General features: G+C 55.9%; 14 protein-coding genes and 1 pseudogene. 5 read left to right on the forward strand and 10 right to left on the reverse strand.

Features of this window, described 5'->3' with window-relative positions; translation table 11 throughout:
- The first annotated feature begins 4 nt into the window (after window positions 1-4).
- The 4 genes from RT613_RS03740 to RT613_RS03755 all read left to right on the forward strand — a co-directional run bounded on the left by RT613_RS03740 (window position 5) and on the right by RT613_RS03755 (window position 4,353).
- Window positions 5-1,006 (forward strand): ABC transporter permease, encoded by a 1,002-nt coding sequence (locus RT613_RS03740; RefSeq protein ID WP_313613100.1) that lies wholly within the window; start codon window positions 5-7, stop codon window positions 1,004-1,006.
- 74 nt (window positions 1,007-1,080) lie between these two features.
- Window positions 1,081-2,034, forward strand: coding sequence for a substrate-binding domain-containing protein (locus RT613_RS03745; protein ID WP_313613101.1), 954 nt, complete (start codon window positions 1,081-1,083; stop codon window positions 2,032-2,034).
- 73 nt (window positions 2,035-2,107) lie between these two features.
- Window positions 2,108-3,160, forward strand: a complete 1,053-nt coding sequence (locus tag RT613_RS03750; RefSeq protein WP_313613102.1) for a sugar phosphate isomerase/epimerase — start codon at window positions 2,108-2,110, stop codon at window positions 3,158-3,160.
- A gap of 20 nt (window positions 3,161-3,180) precedes the next feature.
- Complete coding sequence (locus tag RT613_RS03755; RefSeq protein WP_313613103.1) at window positions 3,181-4,353, forward strand: Gfo/Idh/MocA family oxidoreductase; 1,173 nt, start codon at window positions 3,181-3,183, stop codon at window positions 4,351-4,353.
- Window positions 4,354-4,404: 51 nt separating this feature from the next.
- On the opposite strand, the gene RT613_RS03760 is transcribed toward RT613_RS03755, so the two are convergent.
- From RT613_RS03760 to RT613_RS03775, 4 genes and pseudogenes are all read right to left on the reverse strand, one after another.
- Window positions 4,405-5,157 (reverse strand): ABC transporter ATP-binding protein, encoded by a 753-nt coding sequence (locus tag RT613_RS03760; RefSeq protein WP_313613104.1) that lies wholly within the window; start codon window positions 5,155-5,157, stop codon window positions 4,405-4,407.
- A pseudogene (locus RT613_RS03765) lies at window positions 5,151-6,214 on the reverse strand (FecCD family ABC transporter permease). Before RT613_RS03765 ends, RT613_RS03760 begins: the two are co-directional and overlap by 7 nt.
- Complete coding sequence (locus RT613_RS03770) at window positions 6,214-7,350, reverse strand: ABC transporter substrate-binding protein (RefSeq protein WP_313613105.1); 1,137 nt, start codon at window positions 7,348-7,350, stop codon at window positions 6,214-6,216. Before RT613_RS03770 ends, RT613_RS03765 begins: the two are co-directional and overlap by 1 nt.
- Window positions 7,351-7,450: 100 nt before the next feature.
- Window positions 7,451-8,584, reverse strand: coding sequence for an ABC transporter substrate-binding protein (locus tag RT613_RS03775; RefSeq protein WP_313613107.1), 1,134 nt, complete (start codon window positions 8,582-8,584; stop codon window positions 7,451-7,453).
- A gap of 111 nt (window positions 8,585-8,695) precedes the next feature.
- On the opposite strand from RT613_RS03775, the gene RT613_RS03780 reads away from it, so the two are divergent.
- Window positions 8,696-9,508, forward strand: a complete 813-nt coding sequence (locus RT613_RS03780; RefSeq protein WP_313613108.1) for a class I SAM-dependent methyltransferase — start codon at window positions 8,696-8,698, stop codon at window positions 9,506-9,508.
- Between the two features lie 61 nt (window positions 9,509-9,569).
- Here RT613_RS03780 and RT613_RS03785 read toward each other — a convergent pair whose 3' ends face one another.
- The 6 genes from RT613_RS03785 to RT613_RS03810 all read right to left on the reverse strand — a co-directional run bounded on the left by RT613_RS03785 (window position 9,570) and on the right by RT613_RS03810 (window position 17,875).
- Entirely contained in the window at window positions 9,570-10,301 is a 732-nt protein-coding gene (locus RT613_RS03785; RefSeq protein WP_409558757.1) for a L,D-transpeptidase, read from the reverse strand.
- Between the two features lie 14 nt (window positions 10,302-10,315).
- Window positions 10,316-11,320, reverse strand: coding sequence for a murein L,D-transpeptidase family protein (locus RT613_RS03790; protein WP_313613110.1), 1,005 nt, complete (start codon window positions 11,318-11,320; stop codon window positions 10,316-10,318).
- 176 nt (window positions 11,321-11,496) lie between these two features.
- Window positions 11,497-13,779, reverse strand: a complete 2,283-nt coding sequence (locus RT613_RS03795) for a heavy metal translocating P-type ATPase (protein ID WP_313613111.1) — start codon at window positions 13,777-13,779, stop codon at window positions 11,497-11,499.
- 166 nt (window positions 13,780-13,945) lie between these two features.
- The gene (locus RT613_RS03800) at window positions 13,946-15,259 is read right to left on the reverse strand and encodes an HlyD family type I secretion periplasmic adaptor subunit (RefSeq protein ID WP_313613112.1); all 1,314 of its coding nucleotides are present in this window, start codon (window positions 15,257-15,259) and stop codon (window positions 13,946-13,948) included.
- Window positions 15,246-17,093, reverse strand: coding sequence for a type I secretion system permease/ATPase (locus tag RT613_RS03805; RefSeq protein WP_313613114.1), 1,848 nt, complete (start codon window positions 17,091-17,093; stop codon window positions 15,246-15,248). Before RT613_RS03805 ends, RT613_RS03800 begins: the two co-directional genes overlap by 14 nt.
- A 14-nt stretch (window positions 17,094-17,107) precedes the next feature.
- Window positions 17,108-17,875 carry a hypothetical protein gene (locus RT613_RS03810; RefSeq protein ID WP_313613116.1) on the reverse strand — a complete coding sequence of 256 codons (768 nt, stop codon included), beginning with the start codon at window positions 17,873-17,875 and terminating at the stop codon, window positions 17,108-17,110.
- Window positions 17,876-17,958 lie beyond the last annotated feature (83 nt).

Raw genomic sequence — 17,958 nt, forward strand, 5'->3', positions numbered from 1 at the left:
AAGAATGACAGACGCCGCTGCCGATAAAACCAAGGCGCCGAAAACATCCAAGGACTGGGATCTGCGCGCCGTTGCGCCCTTTGTGGCGCTGGCGCTTCTGCTGGTGCTTGGCACCATTGCCAACCCCAATTTCATCGGCATCGACAATCTCTTGAACGTCATTACCCGCAGCGCCTTCATTGCCATCATTGCAATCGGCGCCACCTATGTAATTTCAGCCGGAGGCCTGGATCTGTCGGTGGGGTCGATGGTGGCATTCGTTGCCAGTCTGATGATCCTGTTCATCAACAGTGGCGTAATTGCCGACCCAACGATCATGCTGCTGACCGCGATGCTTGTCGCCATCGTCATCGGCGCCATGTGTGGCCTTGCCAATGGCCTTATCACCACGATCGGCCGTATCGAACCTTTCATCGCCACCCTTGGTACGATGGGGATCTATCGCGGCTTGACGACCTGGCTTTCGCAAGGCGGTGCCATTACCCTGCGCAACTCCGAAATACAGGCGATGTACCGCCCGGTCTATTTCGGTTCCGTGCTGGGTATCCCGGTTCCGGTTCTGGTCATTTTCATCACTGCTGCCATTGCCGCATTCGTGCTTTACCGCACCCGCTACGGTCGCCATGTGATTGCGGTTGGCTCTAGTGAGGATGTTGCGCGTTATTCCGGCATTTCCGTCAACCGGGTGCGCACGATCGCCTATGTCGTGCAGGGTCTGTGCGTTGCGGTCTCGGTTTTGCTTTACGTGCCACGCCTCGGCTCCACCTCTGCCACAACAGGCATATTGTGGGAGTTGCAGGCCATTACGGCGGTGGTCGTAGGGGGCACGGCGTTGCGCGGCGGTGTTGGCCGCATTTGGGGCACCGTCTGTGGTGCCTTCATTCTCGAGATCGTCGGCAACATCATGCTGCTGTCCAACTTCGTCAGCGAATATCTCATTGGCGCCATCCAGGGGGCGATCATCATCATCGCCATGCTGGTCCAGAGGTCGCTGACCCGCAAATAAAGACATTGGCCGGGCCGTTGGGGCGAGCCTGGTTGAGGAGGAGACGTGCCCCGCAATCTTTTGGGAGAAAGATCATGCGAACAAGAATAATAGGAATGGCATTTGCAGCACTGGCTGCAACATTTGCCGGAACCGTGCATGCGCAGGACAAGAAGGTCACCATCGGCGTTTCCATTCCCGCCGCTGACCACGGCTGGACAGCCGGCGTGGTCTATCATGCAGAACGTGTTGCCAAGCTACTGATGCAGGAGCATCCGGGCCTCAACGTCATCGTCAAGACATCGGCCGATCCGGCCAGCCAGGCTAACGCCCTACAGGACCTTTCCGTGCAGGGGCTGGATGCGCTGGTGGTTCTGCCGACCGACCCGGATCCGCTGACCAACGCCATCAAGGAAATCAAGGACAAGAACACCTTCGTGGCACTGGTTGACCGTGCACCAAGCGTCAATGACAACACCATTCGTGATCTCTATGTCGCCGGTAACAACCCGGCACTTGGTCAGGTCGCCGGTGAATATATCAAGGCCACCACCCCGGATGCAGAAGTCGTGGTTATTCGCGGCCTTCCCATTCCAATTGACCAGCAGCGTCAGGATGGCTTTGACAAGGGCATTGCAGGATCCAACGTCAAGGTTCTCGACCGTCAATATGGCAACTGGAACCGTGATGACGCCTTCCGTGTCATGCAGGACTACCTGACCAAATATCCAAAGATCGACGTCGTATGGTGTCAGGATGACGACATGGCCGTCGGCGTGCTGGAAGCCATTCAGCAGGCAAAGCGCACCGATATCCAATACGTGGTTGCTGGTGCCGGCTCCAAGGACATGATCAAGCGCGTCATGGATGGCGACAAGCTGATCCCTGTCGACGTTCTCTATCCGCCAGCAATGGTGGCAACAGCCATGCAGCTGACCGCCGCGCATTTCTACGACCAGGTCCCGGTCAGCGGCGAGTACATTCTCGACGCCACCCTTATCACCAAGGACAATGCCGAGCAGTTCTACTTCCCGGATTCTCCGTTCTGATAGACGGATGCGCCCGGCAACGGGCGCGTCCTCCCCCCTTTTTTTCCGTATGTTCGATAATGGAGGATATTTCATGAAGACGATCAAAGGACCCGCTCTGTTTCTGGGCCAGTTCGCAGGCGATGCCGCCCCGTTCAACACCTGGGATGGCATAACGAAATGGGCCGCGGAAAAAGGGTATATAGGTGTTCAGGTTCCGACATGGGCAAGCCAGTTGATCGATCTGAAAAAGGCTTCGGAATCGAAAGACTATTGCGATGAATTTGCCGGCGTCGCCCGGCAGAACGGCATCGAGGTCACCGAACTCTCTACCCATTTGCAGGGACAGCTCGTTGCCGTCCACCCGGCCTATGACGAGGCCTTTGATGGATTTGCGGTGCCGGAGGTGCGTGGCAACCCCAAGGCGCGCCAGCAATGGGCGGTCGAGCAGGTCAAGATGGCGCTGAAGGCCTCCCGTAATCTCGGCATCAATGCCCACGCCACATTTTCAGGCGCCCTGGCATGGCCATTCATTTACCCTTGGCCACAACGTCCGGCGGGACTGGTCGAAGCTGCATTTGATGAGTTGGCGCGGCGCTGGACGCCGATTTTGAACTACGCCGATGAACAAGGTGTCGATATCGCCTATGAAATCCATCCCGGCGAAGACCTGCATGATGGCGTGACCTATGAGATGTTCTTGGAGCGTGTGAAAAACCACCCCCGCGCCAATATGCTCTATGACCCCTCGCACTATGTGCTGCAATGCCTCGATTATCTCGACAACATCGATATCTACAAGGACCGCATCAAGATGTTCCACGTCAAGGACGCGGAATTCAACCCGACCGGACGACAGGGCGTTTATGGCGGTTATCAGGGCTGGGTAAACCGTGCCGGACGCTTCCGCTCCCTGGGTGACGGACAGGTGGATTTTGGTGCAGTATTTTCCAAGATGGCCGCCAATGATTTTGATGGCTGGGCCGTAGTCGAATGGGAATGTGCACTGAAACATCCCGAAGATGGCGCACGCGAAGGCGCAGAATTCGTCAAAGCCCATATCATCCGCGTGACGGAAAAGGCCTTCGATGACTTTGCCGCCAGCGGCACGGACGATGCTGCCAACCGCCGTATGCTGGGCCTTTAAAAAGCGCATTGAGGAACATGATGACTATTGAAGCAAAGACAACAGAAACAGCCACAAGCCGCATTCGTCTGGGCATGGTCGGTGGTGGTATCGGCGCGTTCATTGGCGGCGTGCACCGCATGGCAGCTCGGCTCGACAACCGTTTTGAACTGGTCGCAGGTGCCCTCTCCTCCTCACCTGACAAGGCAATAGCCTCCGGCCATGAACTAGGTCTGAGCCCTGACCGGGTCTATTCCAGCTACAAGGACATGGCGATCCGCGAAGCCCGGCTGAAAAACGGCATCGAGGCCGTGGCAATCGTCACGCCTAACAACGTGCATTATGAGGCGGCACGTGAATTCCTCAAACGCGGCATGCACGTCATTTGCGACAAACCGCTAACCTCTTCCCTCACGGATGCCAAAAAGCTGAAAAAGGCGGCGGACGAAAGCGGCGCTCTGTTCATCCTCACCCACAATTACACAGGTTATCCCATGGTGCGTCAGGCCCGGGAAATGATTGCCGGTGGCGAGTTGGGTGACCTGCGCATCGTGCAGGTGGAGTATGTGCAGGACTGGCTAACGGAGGCGCTTGAGGCAACCGGCGCCAAGGGTGCGGTATGGCGCACCGACCCAAAACAATCCGGCGTTGGTGGCTCAACCGGCGATATCGGCACCCACGCCTATAATCTTGCATCCTTTGTGTCCGGGCTGACACTGGAAAGTCTGGCAGCTGATCTCGACAGCTTTGTTGAGGGACGCAAAGTGGACGACAACGCCCATGTCATGCTGCGTTTTGCCGGTGGTGCCAAGGGTATGTTGTGGTGCAGCCAGGTTGCTCCGGGCAATGAAAACTCCTTGAAGTTGCGCATATTCGGCACCAAGGGCGGACTGGAATGGGCGCAGGAAGATCCAAACCGGCTGTGGTTCACACCGTTTGGGCAGGAAAAACGGTTGATTACCCGGGGTGGTGCAGGCGCAGGTGCGGCAGCAGCCCGCGTGACCCGCATTCCCGCAGGCCATCCAGAGGGATATCTGGAGGCATTTGCCACCATCTACACTGAAGCGGCCCTTGCCATTGAGGCGAAGCGCAATGGCAAGAGCGTTGATAAGTCAGTGGTTTATCCAACCGTTGATGATGGCGTAAATGGTGTCGCCTTCATTGAGGCATGCGTTGCTTCATCGCGGAAAAATGCAGCCTGGGTGAAGCTGTAAGAATAGAAACGCTTCCGGCTTCGATTAGAGGCCGGAAGCGGTCTTGGTGGTTCAGAGCGCGCCGTCAACGATCACCAACGGGCGACCGAGTGAGCAGTTTTCGATACGCGCCTCGATCTTGTAGATGTCGCGCAGCATATCGGCATTGATCACATCTGATGTGCTGCCGCTGACGACCATCTCCCCCCCAGCGATAACGATGGTGCTCTCGCAGTACCGAAGCGCATGGTTGAGATCGTGCAAGGCGATCAACACGATCATGCCGTTCTTTTTGGCAAGATCGGCCACAAAACCCAGCACCTCGATCTGGCGATGCAGGTCAAGCGCCGAAGTCGGCTCATCCATCAGCAGCACTTCTGGCTTGCGTACCAGCGCCTGCGCCAGCGACACCAGCTGGCGTTGACCACCCGAGAGTTCACCAAGGCCACGAAACGCCAGATCTTCAATGCGCAATGCCTTCAAGATGGCATCGATCTCATTGAGCTCACTATCCTGAACACGCCAGCCGCCGCCCTGTTTGGCAGACAGCAGGATGGATTCGTAGACGGTCAAAACCGCGTTCGCTCCGGTATCCTGTGGCATGTAACAAATGGTGCGATCACCACGTTCAGTATCGGAAAGCTGCACCAGACCGGGGCCGGAAATCAGTCCAGCAATACGCTTGAACAGTGTCGATTTGCCAGCCGCATTCGGCCCGATAACTGCAGTTACATTGCCGCTTTGCAAAAGATCGATGCCGACCTTTGAAAGAACGGTTACGCGACCGTAGGACGCACCGACATCCTTGAGAGCAAGGGCTACCATGCGCGTCTCCTGTTGGAAAATATCAGAACAAAGAAGAAGGGAACGCCAACCAGCGCGGTGATGACACCAATCGGCAGGATGGCACCGGGAATAAGCATCTTGCTGACAACCGAAGTCACGGACAACAGCAGCGCACCGCAAATGAGTGAACCTGGCAGGAAGAAGCGCTGATCTTCACCCACCACCATTCTGGCGATATGCGGCCCAACCAGACCGACAAAACCGATTGTCCCGACAAAGGACACCGGAATGGCAGCCAGCAGGCTGACCGTCAGCATGGTCTGCAAACGCAGACGACGAACATTGACACCCATGCTGGCAGCCTTGTCATCACCAAGACGAAGTGCCGTCAGCGCCCACGCATTTTTCATGAACAAAGGCACCGTCAGCACAATGATGCCACCGGTCACATAGACCTTCATCCAGGTTGCTTTGGTCAGGCTGCCCATGGTCCAGAACACAACAGCGGCAAGCGCCTGCTCTGATGCCAGATATTCGAGCAGCGACAGCGCCGCATTGAAGGTGAACACCAGGGCGATGCCGAGAAGGACGATGGTCTCGACACTGACACCACGCATCGTCGAGGCGAAGTGGATGAACATCGCCGCCAGCATCGCCATCAGAAATGCGTTGATCGGCACCATGTAGTGAACGGCACCAGGAAAAATCGCAATGCCACCCACCAGTGCCAGAGCTGCACCAAAACTGGCGGCAGCCGAGATACCAAGCGTAAACGGACTGGCCAATGGGTTGGAGAGGATGGTCTGCATCTGTGCCCCGGCAACCGAAAGCGACGCACCCACAGTGACCGCCATCAGGGCAATCGGCATACGAATATCCCAGATGACCACCCGAAGCTGGTCAGTTACAGAAGCCGGATCAAGGATCGCACCAATGACCTGGGACAGGGTATAACGCGCAGGCCCCAGCGCCATGTCTGCCGCAAGGCTGAGACACAGGGCAACAACCAGCCCGACCAGAATGATAATCGTGCGGCAAGGGCGCGATACTGATCGCGCCCCGACATTTTGACTTCGGTTTCGATCAAAGAAGCCATCAATTCGAACCTTTTTCGAGTGAGACGAAATATCCCGGCTTGTAGGTCACCGGCAGGAATTTCTTGTGAAACTCCTCAAAATTCTTCTCAGGCTCCAAGTCAGCGAAGATCTCCGGATGGAACCACTTCGCAAATTTCTGGATTGGGAAAAACTCATATGGCGCGCCATAAAACTGGTGCCAGACACCATGAACCTGACCGTTCTTGACGGCAGACAGGTTCGGGAATGGCGTGCGCGTCATCAGGTTGGCAAGGCGTTCGCGCGCCACCCCCATATCGGCACCACGACCGAGGGGCACAAACTGGTTGATATCGGATTCAGCCGCCCAGTTGGAGCCGGTCACGATGACATAGGCGGGATCCGACACCACAAGCTGTTCCGGATTGAGGTCACCAAAGGTGGTCTTGATGATGCCATCGGCTACATTGTGTCCGCCAGCCAGATCAACCATCGCGCCAAAATTGGCAGGGCCAAATGTGCGGCAGCAGGTGTTCTCACCTGAAATACCCGGCGAGCGCTCAATGAAGACATTAGGACGTTTCAGATCCTTGATGCCAGCCAGCCTGTCCGTCACCCGGGCAATTTCTGCGCGGCGATAGGCAATGAATTCTTCTGCCCGCTGTTCCGCACCAAAAAGCTGGCCAAGAATACGGATCGACTTTTCGCTGTTCTTGTCCGGATCAATGCGGAAATCGAGATAGATGACCTTGATACCGGCGGCCGCAGCCTTTTCTTCAAAGCCACTTTCCTTGGCGCCCTTTTCGGCCTCAAGGTTCAGCGTGATGACATCAGGTGTCAGGGAAATTGCGGTCTCAAGGCTGAAATCGCCTTGCGGGATGTAACCGAAACGCGGCAAATCGGCCAATCCCGGAAACTTCTCGGCATAGGCCTTATAACTATCAGGATCTTTCTTGATCAGGTCATCGCGCCAGCCGACAATGCTGTCGAAGGTCTGATCGCCCTTTAGTGCAGCGATGACGTGGATCTGGCGGGCCTCGCCAACAATCACCCGCTTGGCAGGCAAATCGATCTCGACTGTATGTCCCGTGACATCGGTAATCTCAGCAGCAAATGCCGGCATTGCCAGAAGCGCAACGGCAAGCACCGTCACATGGTGAAACATCTTGAACCGCATGGGTGGTCTCTCTCTTTAATCAGAAATGGCGAGGCCGCAATTTTGCAGCCTCGCCTATCGGTCAACCGGCACACCCCCATGCACCGTCATCCATCATCTTTTATTCTGCGTCCTTCAGCGACACGAAGTAGCCGGGCTTGTAATCCAGCGGCAGGAAGCGAGCGTGCAGTTCCTTGAAGGTTGCTTCAGGGTCCAGATCCTTAAACAGATCAGGGTGCAGCCACTTGGCAATTTCCTGAATGGCAACGAACTGGTACGGATTGTTGTAGAACTGGTGCCAGATGGCGTGGACGTTGCCATCCTTGACCGCCTGAACACCGGTGAAGGCCGGGCGCTTGGTCAGGTTTTCCAGCTTGCGGCGGGCTTCTTTTAAATCAGCGCCGTAACCGACACCAACCCAGTTACCACCAGGAACGTAGGCGTCCCACTTACCACCAGTCACGATGATCTGTTCAGGGTTGGAAGCAATGACCTGCTCGGGATTAACCGTACCGAACGTGCCGGGAATGATGTCCTTGGCCATGTTGATGCCGCCGGCAATCTCAACCATCTTGCCGAAGTTTTCGTTGCCGAAAGACATGCAGCAATCGTCGGAGTAACCGCCAGCGCGCTCAACGAAAACGACAGGTTTCTTCGGATTGTTCTTTTCCAGAACATCCGTAACGCTCTTGATGCTGTCGGAGCGGAACTTGATGAAGTCTTCAGCCAGTTGCTCCTTGCCCATCAGTTTGCCCATGACGCGCATGCTTGGCTCGGTGTTTTCCATCGGCTTTTCACGGAAGTCGACGTAAACAAGCGGAATGCCGACCTTGCCAAGTTTCTCGATGTAACCAGCCTCTTCCGTTGCCGTCTTGGCATCGATGTTCATCAGGATGACATCAGGCTTGAGGGCCACGGCCTGCTCAACGTCGAATGTACCATCCTTCATGCCACCAAAGGTCGGCAGCTTGGCGATGTCAGGGTATTGGGCGAGATAGGCTTCATAGGTTTCAGGGTCAGCCTTCGGCAGGTCATCGCGCCAGCCAACCACGTGCTCAAACGGGTTGTTCTTGTCCAGAGCAGCAAGGAAATAGATCTGACGGCCTTCGCCGAGAATGACGTTTTTGACAGGCACGTTCACCTCGACGTCGCGACCCGTAACGTCCTTGACGGTGATCTTTTCTGCAAATGCCGGCCATACGGTCGAAACGAGAAGACCCATTGCAAGTACAGTTGATTTGCCTGTAATGCGCATTGAAATTGCTCTCCGGTGAAAACTGCCGGGGGCATATTATTTTATGAATGGTATCGTCAAGTTTTATCTTTTAGACGATTTCCAAAGTGGCAAGCGTCAGGGTTGGATCGAATGTCGAGCATAGACGGACACGGGAATAATTTCACCCTGCGTGATGAAATCAAGGCCTATTGGTCATCCCGCGCGGCAACTTTCGACCTGTCACCCGGCCATGAGATTTTCTCCGATGAGGAGCGCGCCGCCTGGCACGCGCTGATACTCAAGCATCTGGGTGCGGGTAACGGCCGCGTTGCGCTTGATCTTGCCTGCGGCACCGGCGTGATATCCCATCTGATGGATGATCTCGGTTTTGCCGTCACCGGTCTCGACTGGTCTGAAAACATGCTGGAACTGGCGCGTGCCAAGGCAATTTCGCGAGGCCGTACAATCCATTTCAACATGGCTGATGCCGAAAACACCATGGAGCCGGATGGCACCTATGATGTCATCATAACCCGCCATCTGGTGTGGACGCTGGTGGACCCAAAGGCCTGTTTTGCCGAGTGGTTTCGCGTTTTGAAACCCGGCGGCAAACTGCTTGTTGTCGACGGGGATTTCGTCAATATCAGCCTTGGAGAAAAGCTGCTCAAAAGACTTGCCGCATTGCTGGAAAAAACAGGCATCCATAAGGCAGGAACATCACATGCCCCGGGCCACAGTGCCAGCACCCACAACAGCATCCTGTCTCGTGTTTATTTCTCGAATGGTGCACGGGCAGATGCCATCGCCGCCTTGCTGAAAGACACGGGTTTCCAGTCACTTTCAATCGATGCCAACCTCAGGAAAATCCACAAGGCGCAAGCCAAGGACCTCGGATTTTTCAAGGCAACAGCCCGTGGCCTGCAACACCGTTACGCCATTGTGGCCACCAAACCGGATGTCTGAACAACAAAAAGCCCACGCCTTTTAACAAGGCGTGGGCTTTTGAAAATTCAGATCAACACGATCAAACCTGCTGCGGAAGACCCGGATCAACGGCAGCCATTGGCGCCGACAGGTTCATGACCAGGATCGGTGTCTTGCCCGGAACCCGGTTATAGAGATCGATGATGTCCTGGTTGAGCATGCGCACGCAGCCAGACGATACCGACTTGCCAATCGTCCACCATTCCGGTGACCCATGGATGCGGTAAAGCGTATCCTGATTATTCTGGAAAATGTAAAGCGCGCGTGCACCAAGCGGGTTTTTCAAACCAGGATCCATGCCACCATTAGCAATGCTGTAAGGCTGCAACTCAGGCTGGCGGGCCACCATTTCATCCGGCGGGGTCCAGCGCGGCCACTGGCGTTTATACTGGATAACACCCCTGCCCGCCCATTCAAAACCGGCACGACCAAGGCCAACGCCGTAACGCATGGCCTGGCCACCTTCCATCGTCAGATAGAGGAAGTGGTTGCTCGTATCGACAATGATGGTGCCTGGACGTTCACTGGTAGGATTTGCAACCATCTGGCGATGAAAACGCGATGGAATTTTTTGATACGGAATGGCCGGCAGCGGGAACTGCTCCATCGGCATTGGGCCATACATGCTGACCAGCATGGAATTATCCACAGACGGTTCAACCGGTGCTGCAACGGTCTGGTTGGAGGTCGTGGTGCAGCCAGCCAATACGGTGGTTGCCATTCCGGCCGTTCCCAACAGGAACAAGCGTCTTGTGATAATCTCGGTCTTCAATCGACGTCCTCAGTTTATTTTCTTATGCCCGCAAAGGGATCAGCCAGCGCCGCTTCCGGACGGCTGACGGGATATTTGGTTTTAGATACGCTGGCTGCCATTTTCTTCGCGCCATTTTTCTCAAGAATTGCGCGGAAGCTCGAATGCATGCCACCGTCGGAATAAGCCATCACCGGAACCGAGGTCGCTTGCGCGATGGCCAGATCCACTTTCTGCTTTTCCAAATCCAGTTTTGCCATGAGTGCCGAATCCGGCTGGTTTACGGCAGGAGGACAAACGGCCAACGGATCAGAAGGTTCCCCACCGGAAAATTCTGTGTTGAACACGTAACGGCGACCGCAGACCGAGACCTTCGGCTGGCGTTTGGTCAGTTCGAAGGAATCATACCCTTCCTTCAAGGTGCGCCAGAACGGCATGTTCTCGTCGTCCTTGTGCATGGCCATGTTTTTTGCCGTCATGCGGAATGGATAGGCCTGCACCTGGAAACGGCTCTGGCCACTTTCCAGCGCCTTCTGAACGACAGCATAAATTTCACCAACCTGCTGGTCCGTCATGGCGTAACATCCCGACGATGAGCACGCACCATGCACCATCAGCGCCTCGCCGGTGTAACCGAGGGCGGATTCAAGTCGGTTTGGATAACCAAGATTGAACGACACATAATATTGCGAGTTCGGGTTCAGCATGCCGGCCGAGACATGATAAAAACCTTCCGGTGCCTGCCGGTCGCCAGATTTCATTTTCGGGCCAAGTTTGCCGGACCAGCGGCACATTGGGTAGGTTTTAAACAGCGCATAAGCACCAGACTTATCAACCTTCCAGACCTCAAGTTCGCTTTCCTGCTTGAAAATACGAACAAGAACAGGGCTTTCCTGTTTCATGCCCTTGCTGGCCATTTCGGCCTTCACTTTGCTGGAAAGCTTTGGGGCTTCGGCCGTTGCGCTGAGGTCCATAGACGTACAACTGGCCAGAGAAATGCCCACAAGCGCGGCAGCCGCCAGCTTGTAAACCGATGGCAACAAAGAGCGCTTAAGCGAAAGACAGTGGTTTTGTCCTGGTAAAAACATTCCGCAATAATAGTCCGTATTCGAGTGCCGCTTTTATCACAGCTTCCGATGGACACATTACCCATTCGTTAAACATACGGACACAATGTGTTGATCACCGGAAGCAGTCTGTCAGAACCGCCAGGGCATTACTTGGAGATTTTCAGCAACCGCAGCGCATTGAGCGTTACCAGCACCGTTGCCCCCGTATCCGCCAGAATTGCAGGCCAGAGACCGGTAATTCCAGCAATTGTGGTGACCAGAAACACCGCCTTCAACCCAAGGGACATGGCGATATTCTGGAAGATGTTGCGCATGGTACGCTGAGACAACGACACCATTTGGGCAACATCCCCAACCCGGCTGTGAAGAATTGCCGCATCGGCCGTTTCCAGCGCCACATCGGTGCCGCCACCCATGGCAATGCCGACATTGGCGGCGGCCAGAGCCGGTGCATCATTGATGCCGTCACCGACCTTGCCAACGATGTAACCTTGTTTTTGCAGTTCACCGACAATGCGCTGCTTGTCCTGCGGCAACAGTTCGGCACGCACATCAATGCCAAGCTGCGCGCCGATGGCCGTCGCGGTGCGTTTGTTATCGCCCGTCAGCATCACAACCTTGATGCCACTGTCCGTCAGCGCCTTCAAACCAGCGACCGCATCGGCACGGGGTTCATCACGCATGGCAATGGCGCCGCACAAAACATCACCGGCAATCAACAGCGACACCGTCTTGCCCTGATCGTTGAGTGCGGCAATCGCATCCAGCCGTTCCTGCGAGATCGTAACACGCTCAGCCGCAGCGTTGGGTGATCCGAGAAAGACGTCGGTCCCTTCAACTGTCGCGGCAACACCTTTGCCACCCAATGCCTTTGCATCGGTAACAGATGGAATTTCAACGCCGTCCTCTTCCGCCTTGGCCAGAATGGCAAGCGCCAGCGGGTGGCTTGATCCGGTTTCGAGGGCAGCGGCGAGACGCAGCGTTTCGGCCGCAGTTTTCTCAAAGGCCAGCACATCGGTGACCTTCGGCTTGCCTTCGGTCAGCGTGCCTGTTTTATCAAGCGCAACAGCCGTCAGTTTGCCAAGCCCTTCAAGCACAGCACCACCCTTCATCAACAGGCCACGTCGCGCACCCGACGATAGCGAGGCGGCAATAGCGGCGGGTGTTGAAATAACCAGCGCACAGGGGCAACCGATCAGCAGAATGGCAAGACCCTTGTAGATCCACTCGCTCCAGTCCGCCCCGAGCAGCAGCGGCGGCAGAACGGTAACCAGCGCCGCAACGACCACAACCCCGGGGGTGTAATATTTGGAAAAACGATCGATGAAACGTTCGGTCGGCGCCTTGCTTTCCTGCGCCTCCTCCACAAGCCGGACCACACGGGCAATGGTATTATCCTGTGCAGCCGCCGTCACACGCACCCGCAGCGCTGCGTCACCATTGACCGTGCCGGCGAAGACGGTGTCATCGACACCTTTACGAACAGGCACACTTTCCCCTGTGACCGGCGCTTCATCAATGGCGCTTTCACCCGAAACAACAGTGCCATCGGCCGAAATGCGGTCACCGGGACGAACCAGAATAACCGACCCGACATCAAGGCTTTCGGCCGGCACTTCCCGGGTTTTACCGTTTTCTTCCAACAAGGCGGTTTTGGGCACCAAAGCCGAAAGCGACTTGATGCTGGCGCGCGCCTTTCCAGCCGCCACACCTTCCAGCAATTCACCAACCAGAAACAGGAAAACAACTGCGGCAGCCTCTTCCGTTGCATTGATGATCAGCGCACCAACAGCCGCAATGGTCATCAACATTTCAATGGAAAACGGCGTGCCCGCAAAGGCTGCCATGATGGCCCGACGCGCAATCGGAAACAAGCCAACCAGCATCGCGGCGGTAAAGGCGTAAAGCTGGATGGACGGGAACAGATGACCGATGCCGTAAGCCAGCACAAGTGCCAGTCCGGCCATGATCGTCAAACGGCCCTTGCGGCTGCGCCACCATGGCCCGTCACTGACGCCGTGGTCATGACCATGCAACGTGTCTTCCTCACGGATTACAGGAGCCGTCGCCGAGGCACCATGAGAATGGTCATGATCATCATGGCAATGATGGCCATGATCGTGGTGGTGCTGATCATGATGGTTATGCGAGCAATTTGGGCCGTGCACATGCTCCGCTGCGACCTTTTGTGGCTGCTTTGCTTTGGCGTCGCCAAGTCGCTTGGTCGCGTAACCAAGGCCAGAGACCTTTTTGCCGATTGCATCGAGATCGCTTGCATCACCATGCGTCACCGTCATCGTGCCAGCGGTCACAGAAACGGAAACATCCTCCACACCCGGCATGCGGCGAACCGCCGTATCGATCTTGGATGCGCAGGACGCGCAGTCCATGCCGTCAATCTTGAAACGTGTGTTGTGCGACGTGCCCATAATGAACCCTCATTTTCCAGTCGCTCCTTTTTTAAGACCTATAGCAACTAGAGGTACAAGAGGGTTTTTCACGTAATTCGTCGAAAAATGATAAGCTGATGAAATAGCATGAAAAACGGCCTGCAAACGGATGGTCTGCAGGCCGTCTATATATCATCAATACGTCTCACTCCTCACGGAATGCGCGGTTTACCTGATCGGACAAAGGTTTCATCAGATAGGAAAGTGCCGTGCGTTCGCTAGTCTTGATAAAGGCTTCCGCCGGCATGCCTGGCACAAGGGTGGCGTTTTCGAGTTTACTGCGCTCACCTGCGGAGACCGAGATACGGGCCACATAATGGGAAAACCCGGTCCGCTGGTCTGTGGTGAGGTCAGCGGCAATACGGCTGATATGCCCTTCAAGCTCGGGTGTTACCCGCTGGTTGAAGGCGGACATCCGCAACACGGCTTTTTGTCCCAGCTGCAGTTGATCGATGTCCTTCGGCGCAATTTGCACCTCCAGTGCGAGATCATCCCCTTCCGGCACAACAAGCATGATCGGGTCCGCAGGCGTGACCACACCACCCACCGTATGAACCGCCATCTGGTGTACGATGCCGGATTGTGGCGCAACGATATTGATGCGCTTCAACTCATCCTCAGCGGCAACCTTGCGTTCGACATATTCCCCCATCTGTGCCTGAATTTCACGCAACTCACGTCCGACTTCTGTGCGCAGTTCCTGATCGATCTGCAAAATCTGCAACTTCGTTTCGGTGATACGACCTGCCGTCTGTGCCTGATAGGCAATCTTTTCACCGCGCTCGCCACCAAACGTGGCGGCTTGCGTCTGCAAACTGTTCAGGCGCTGGACGGACACGATGCCCTGCTCGCGCAGAGATGTCTGCGAAACGATTTCCGCTTGCAGCACCGAGAGGCCCTTCTCGTAGGCCATTTCCTGCGCCTTCAACCCCTCGATCTCATGCTCGAACTGGGCGATGCGTTCGGCCAACTGCGCTTTTCGGCCTTCACGGAAGGATTTGCGAAATTCAAACAGTTTGGTTTCGCTGCGCATGGCGGCAGCAACATCGGCATCATTCTGACGCTCCAGAAGCATGGCCGGAAAAACCAGCTCTGGTAAACCATCGCGTTCCGCTTCCAGCCGCACAAACCGCGCCATCAGCTCATCCAACCGCTTGGTCACAATGGCAAGATTGGCCTTTGTCTGCGTTGCATCCAGCCGCATGACGATATCACCGGCCTTGACCTCATCGCCTTCGCTGACCAGAATTTCACCCACCACACCGCCGGTTGGATGCTGGACTTTCTTCACATAGGAATCCACCACCAGATGGCCGGACGCGACAACGGCGCCTGCCAGATTTGTTGTTGCCGCCCAGCCACCGACACCCCCCAACAGAGCGACGCTGACCACCAACGCCATAACAAGATGTTTGCGAATGGAACCGGAAACGTAAGTGCGCTGGTCAATCTTTGACATCAGTTTCTTCCTTCCGATCATCCAGTTCACTTGCATTTTCAAGCCGTGCAGCCTGTGCATTGGCGACGACACGCAGCGGTGTTACCGCATGGGCAGAAGCGGTGTAGCCACCGGCTGGCTGTTGTGGTGCAGGCGGTGTACGTAGCACTTTCGACAGAATCTCGTCACGCGGCCCAAAGGCCTTCATTCGCCCATCGTCCATCATCAGCACAAAATCAACGATACCGATGGCACTGGGGCGGTGAGCGATAACAACAACAATGCCCTTGCGATCCCGCACCGACGCCATGGCACGCACCACCGCAGCCTCACCTTCGGCATCGAGATTGGCATTGGGTTCATCCAGAACGACAAGGAAAGGCTCGCCGTAAAGCGCACGCGCCAGACCGATCCGCTGACGTTGACCTGCGGACAGCGACGAACCAGCCTCGCCAATGTTGCTGTCGTAACCCTTTTCAAACCGCAGGATCAGCTCATGCGCACCAGCTGCTTTGGCCGCTGCAATAATGGCCTCTGGATCGGCATTGTCCTCGAAGCGGGAGATGTTTTCGGCGATCGTGCCGTCAAAAAGCTCAACGCCCTGCGGCAGATAACCGATGTGACGACCGAGCGCCTCACGATCCCACTGATCAAAGCTGGCACCATCGATCCGCACTTTACCGCCGGCCGGTATCCAGGCACCGGTCAGAATACGGGACAGTGTCGACTTTCCAGAACCGGACGGTCCAATAATACCAAGCGCCTGACCAGCAGCGACAGCAAAACCGACCCCGGCGACCGTTGGTCGTTTTTCACCGGGCGGCACAATGGTGACATTCTCGACGCGCAAATCCTTGACCGGACGCGGCAAAGCCATTGACGTATCAGTTGATGGCACCTGAGTGAAAAGTGTGTGCAGGCGAACCCAGCTTTGGCGCGCTGCGACAAAAGACTTCCAGTTGGAAATGGCGAGATCAACAGGCGCCAATGCGCGGCCCATCATGATCGAGCTGGCAATCATGATACCACCGGATGCTTCTTGCTCAATCACCAGCCAGGCACCGACCGCCAGAATGGCAGACTGCAACACCATGCGCAGCGATTTGGCGATATTGCCAAGACTGCCGGCCACATCACCGGCCTTGCGATTGGCAGCAAGATAACCCTCGTTAGACACCTGCCAGCGCCGGCCAAGCCGCCCGGCAAGCCCCATGGCCTGCACGACTTCGGCATTACGGCGCGAAGCCTCCAGCAAACGATTGCGCGCCATATTTTCGGTGATGGTGTCGCGAATGGGTTTTTGCGAATAAATATTGGTGAGAACGGTCAAGGCCACCAGCAGGATAGCGCCGCTTAACGCGGTCACACCGATCCAGAAATGGAAAAGAAAACAAATGCCGAGATAAAGCGGCATCCATGGCAGATCAAAAAACGCCGTCGGTCCCGTGCCGGACACGAAAGTCCTGACATTGTCAAGGTCGCGCAGCGGCTGCAAACCATCACCAGACGTCCGGGCTACAAGCGGCAGACGCACCACAGCATCGTGCACCTGACCGGAATATTGCATGTCGAAATGTTCACCGATGCGGATCAGCACGCGCGCTCGGATGATATCCAGCATGCACTGGAAGGCATAAAGCCCGACGGTAAGTAGAGCCAGGCCAACAAGGGTCGGCACACTGCCACTGGCCAGAACCCTGTCATAGACCTGCAGCATGAAGATCGGTGAGGTCAAAGCCAGAATGTTGACCACGCCGCTGACGAGCGCAACACCGCTGAAGGCGCGCTTGAGGGGCGAAACGACCGCCGCAGTCAGGGACTGCGGCGGCGTTTGCTGCTGGTTTTGAAAGCCCACAGCGTTGTCTTCCCTTAAGCGGCCAGAGCAGCTGCGCTTGCGAATACAAAGTCCGACGCGTCCAGAACACTGGAGTTCACGCCGACGAGCTGGATGGAGTCGGAGCCATAGGCAACGTAAGCATCTCCAGCGTCGTCGAAGATCGTCAGATCGCCGAAGCTGGTGGCCCCCCAAGCAGAGATGTCGAGCGTGTCAACGCCGTCCTGGTAACCATATGTACCTGTCGGGCCATCATTGGTGACAACATCATTGCCACCCGAGAACACGAAGGTATCTGCGCCGCTGAAACCGACGAGAATATCGTCGCTGGCAGTGTCTTCAATAACCGTGCCGGTAGCACCGAGGTAGGAGTAGAGGTAGCTCAGTGTGTTACCGCGAGTGATGCCGTAGATTGCATAGTCAAATGCATCGAGACCCGTGCCATTGTAGTTGAAGGATGGGTCGAGATCGATCGAAAGCGCGACATTCGACAGCGTGATGCCCGACGACGATTCACCGTAGCCAGTGCCGAAATCCAGCGTGCTGACAGTACCGGTCAGGTTACCGAAGGAGTACTCGAAAGCACCACCAACCAGTACACCATTACCACCGCTTGTGTTGCCATTACCCCACTGCGTGTAATCCCAGGAGGGATTTGCGCCGATAACTGCAGGATCTGTCTGCAGGCCAGGGCCGCTACCGTAGAACGCACCGTAAGTGGAGCTGTAAGTCGTGTTGCTCCAATTCTCCAGATAGGATTTGAAATCCGAAGATGTAGACGTTAGTGAAATAGTGGTAGCCATGATAAATTTCCTTTGCTTGGTTGCTAAGGTTTATCCTGATCCAACAATCAGGACGGTTACTCCCTTGGCCGGGTTACTGCCCG

The sequence above is a fragment of the Agrobacterium sp. genome, assembly GCF_032092815.1.
Lineage (GTDB): Bacteria > Pseudomonadota > Alphaproteobacteria > Rhizobiales > Rhizobiaceae > Agrobacterium.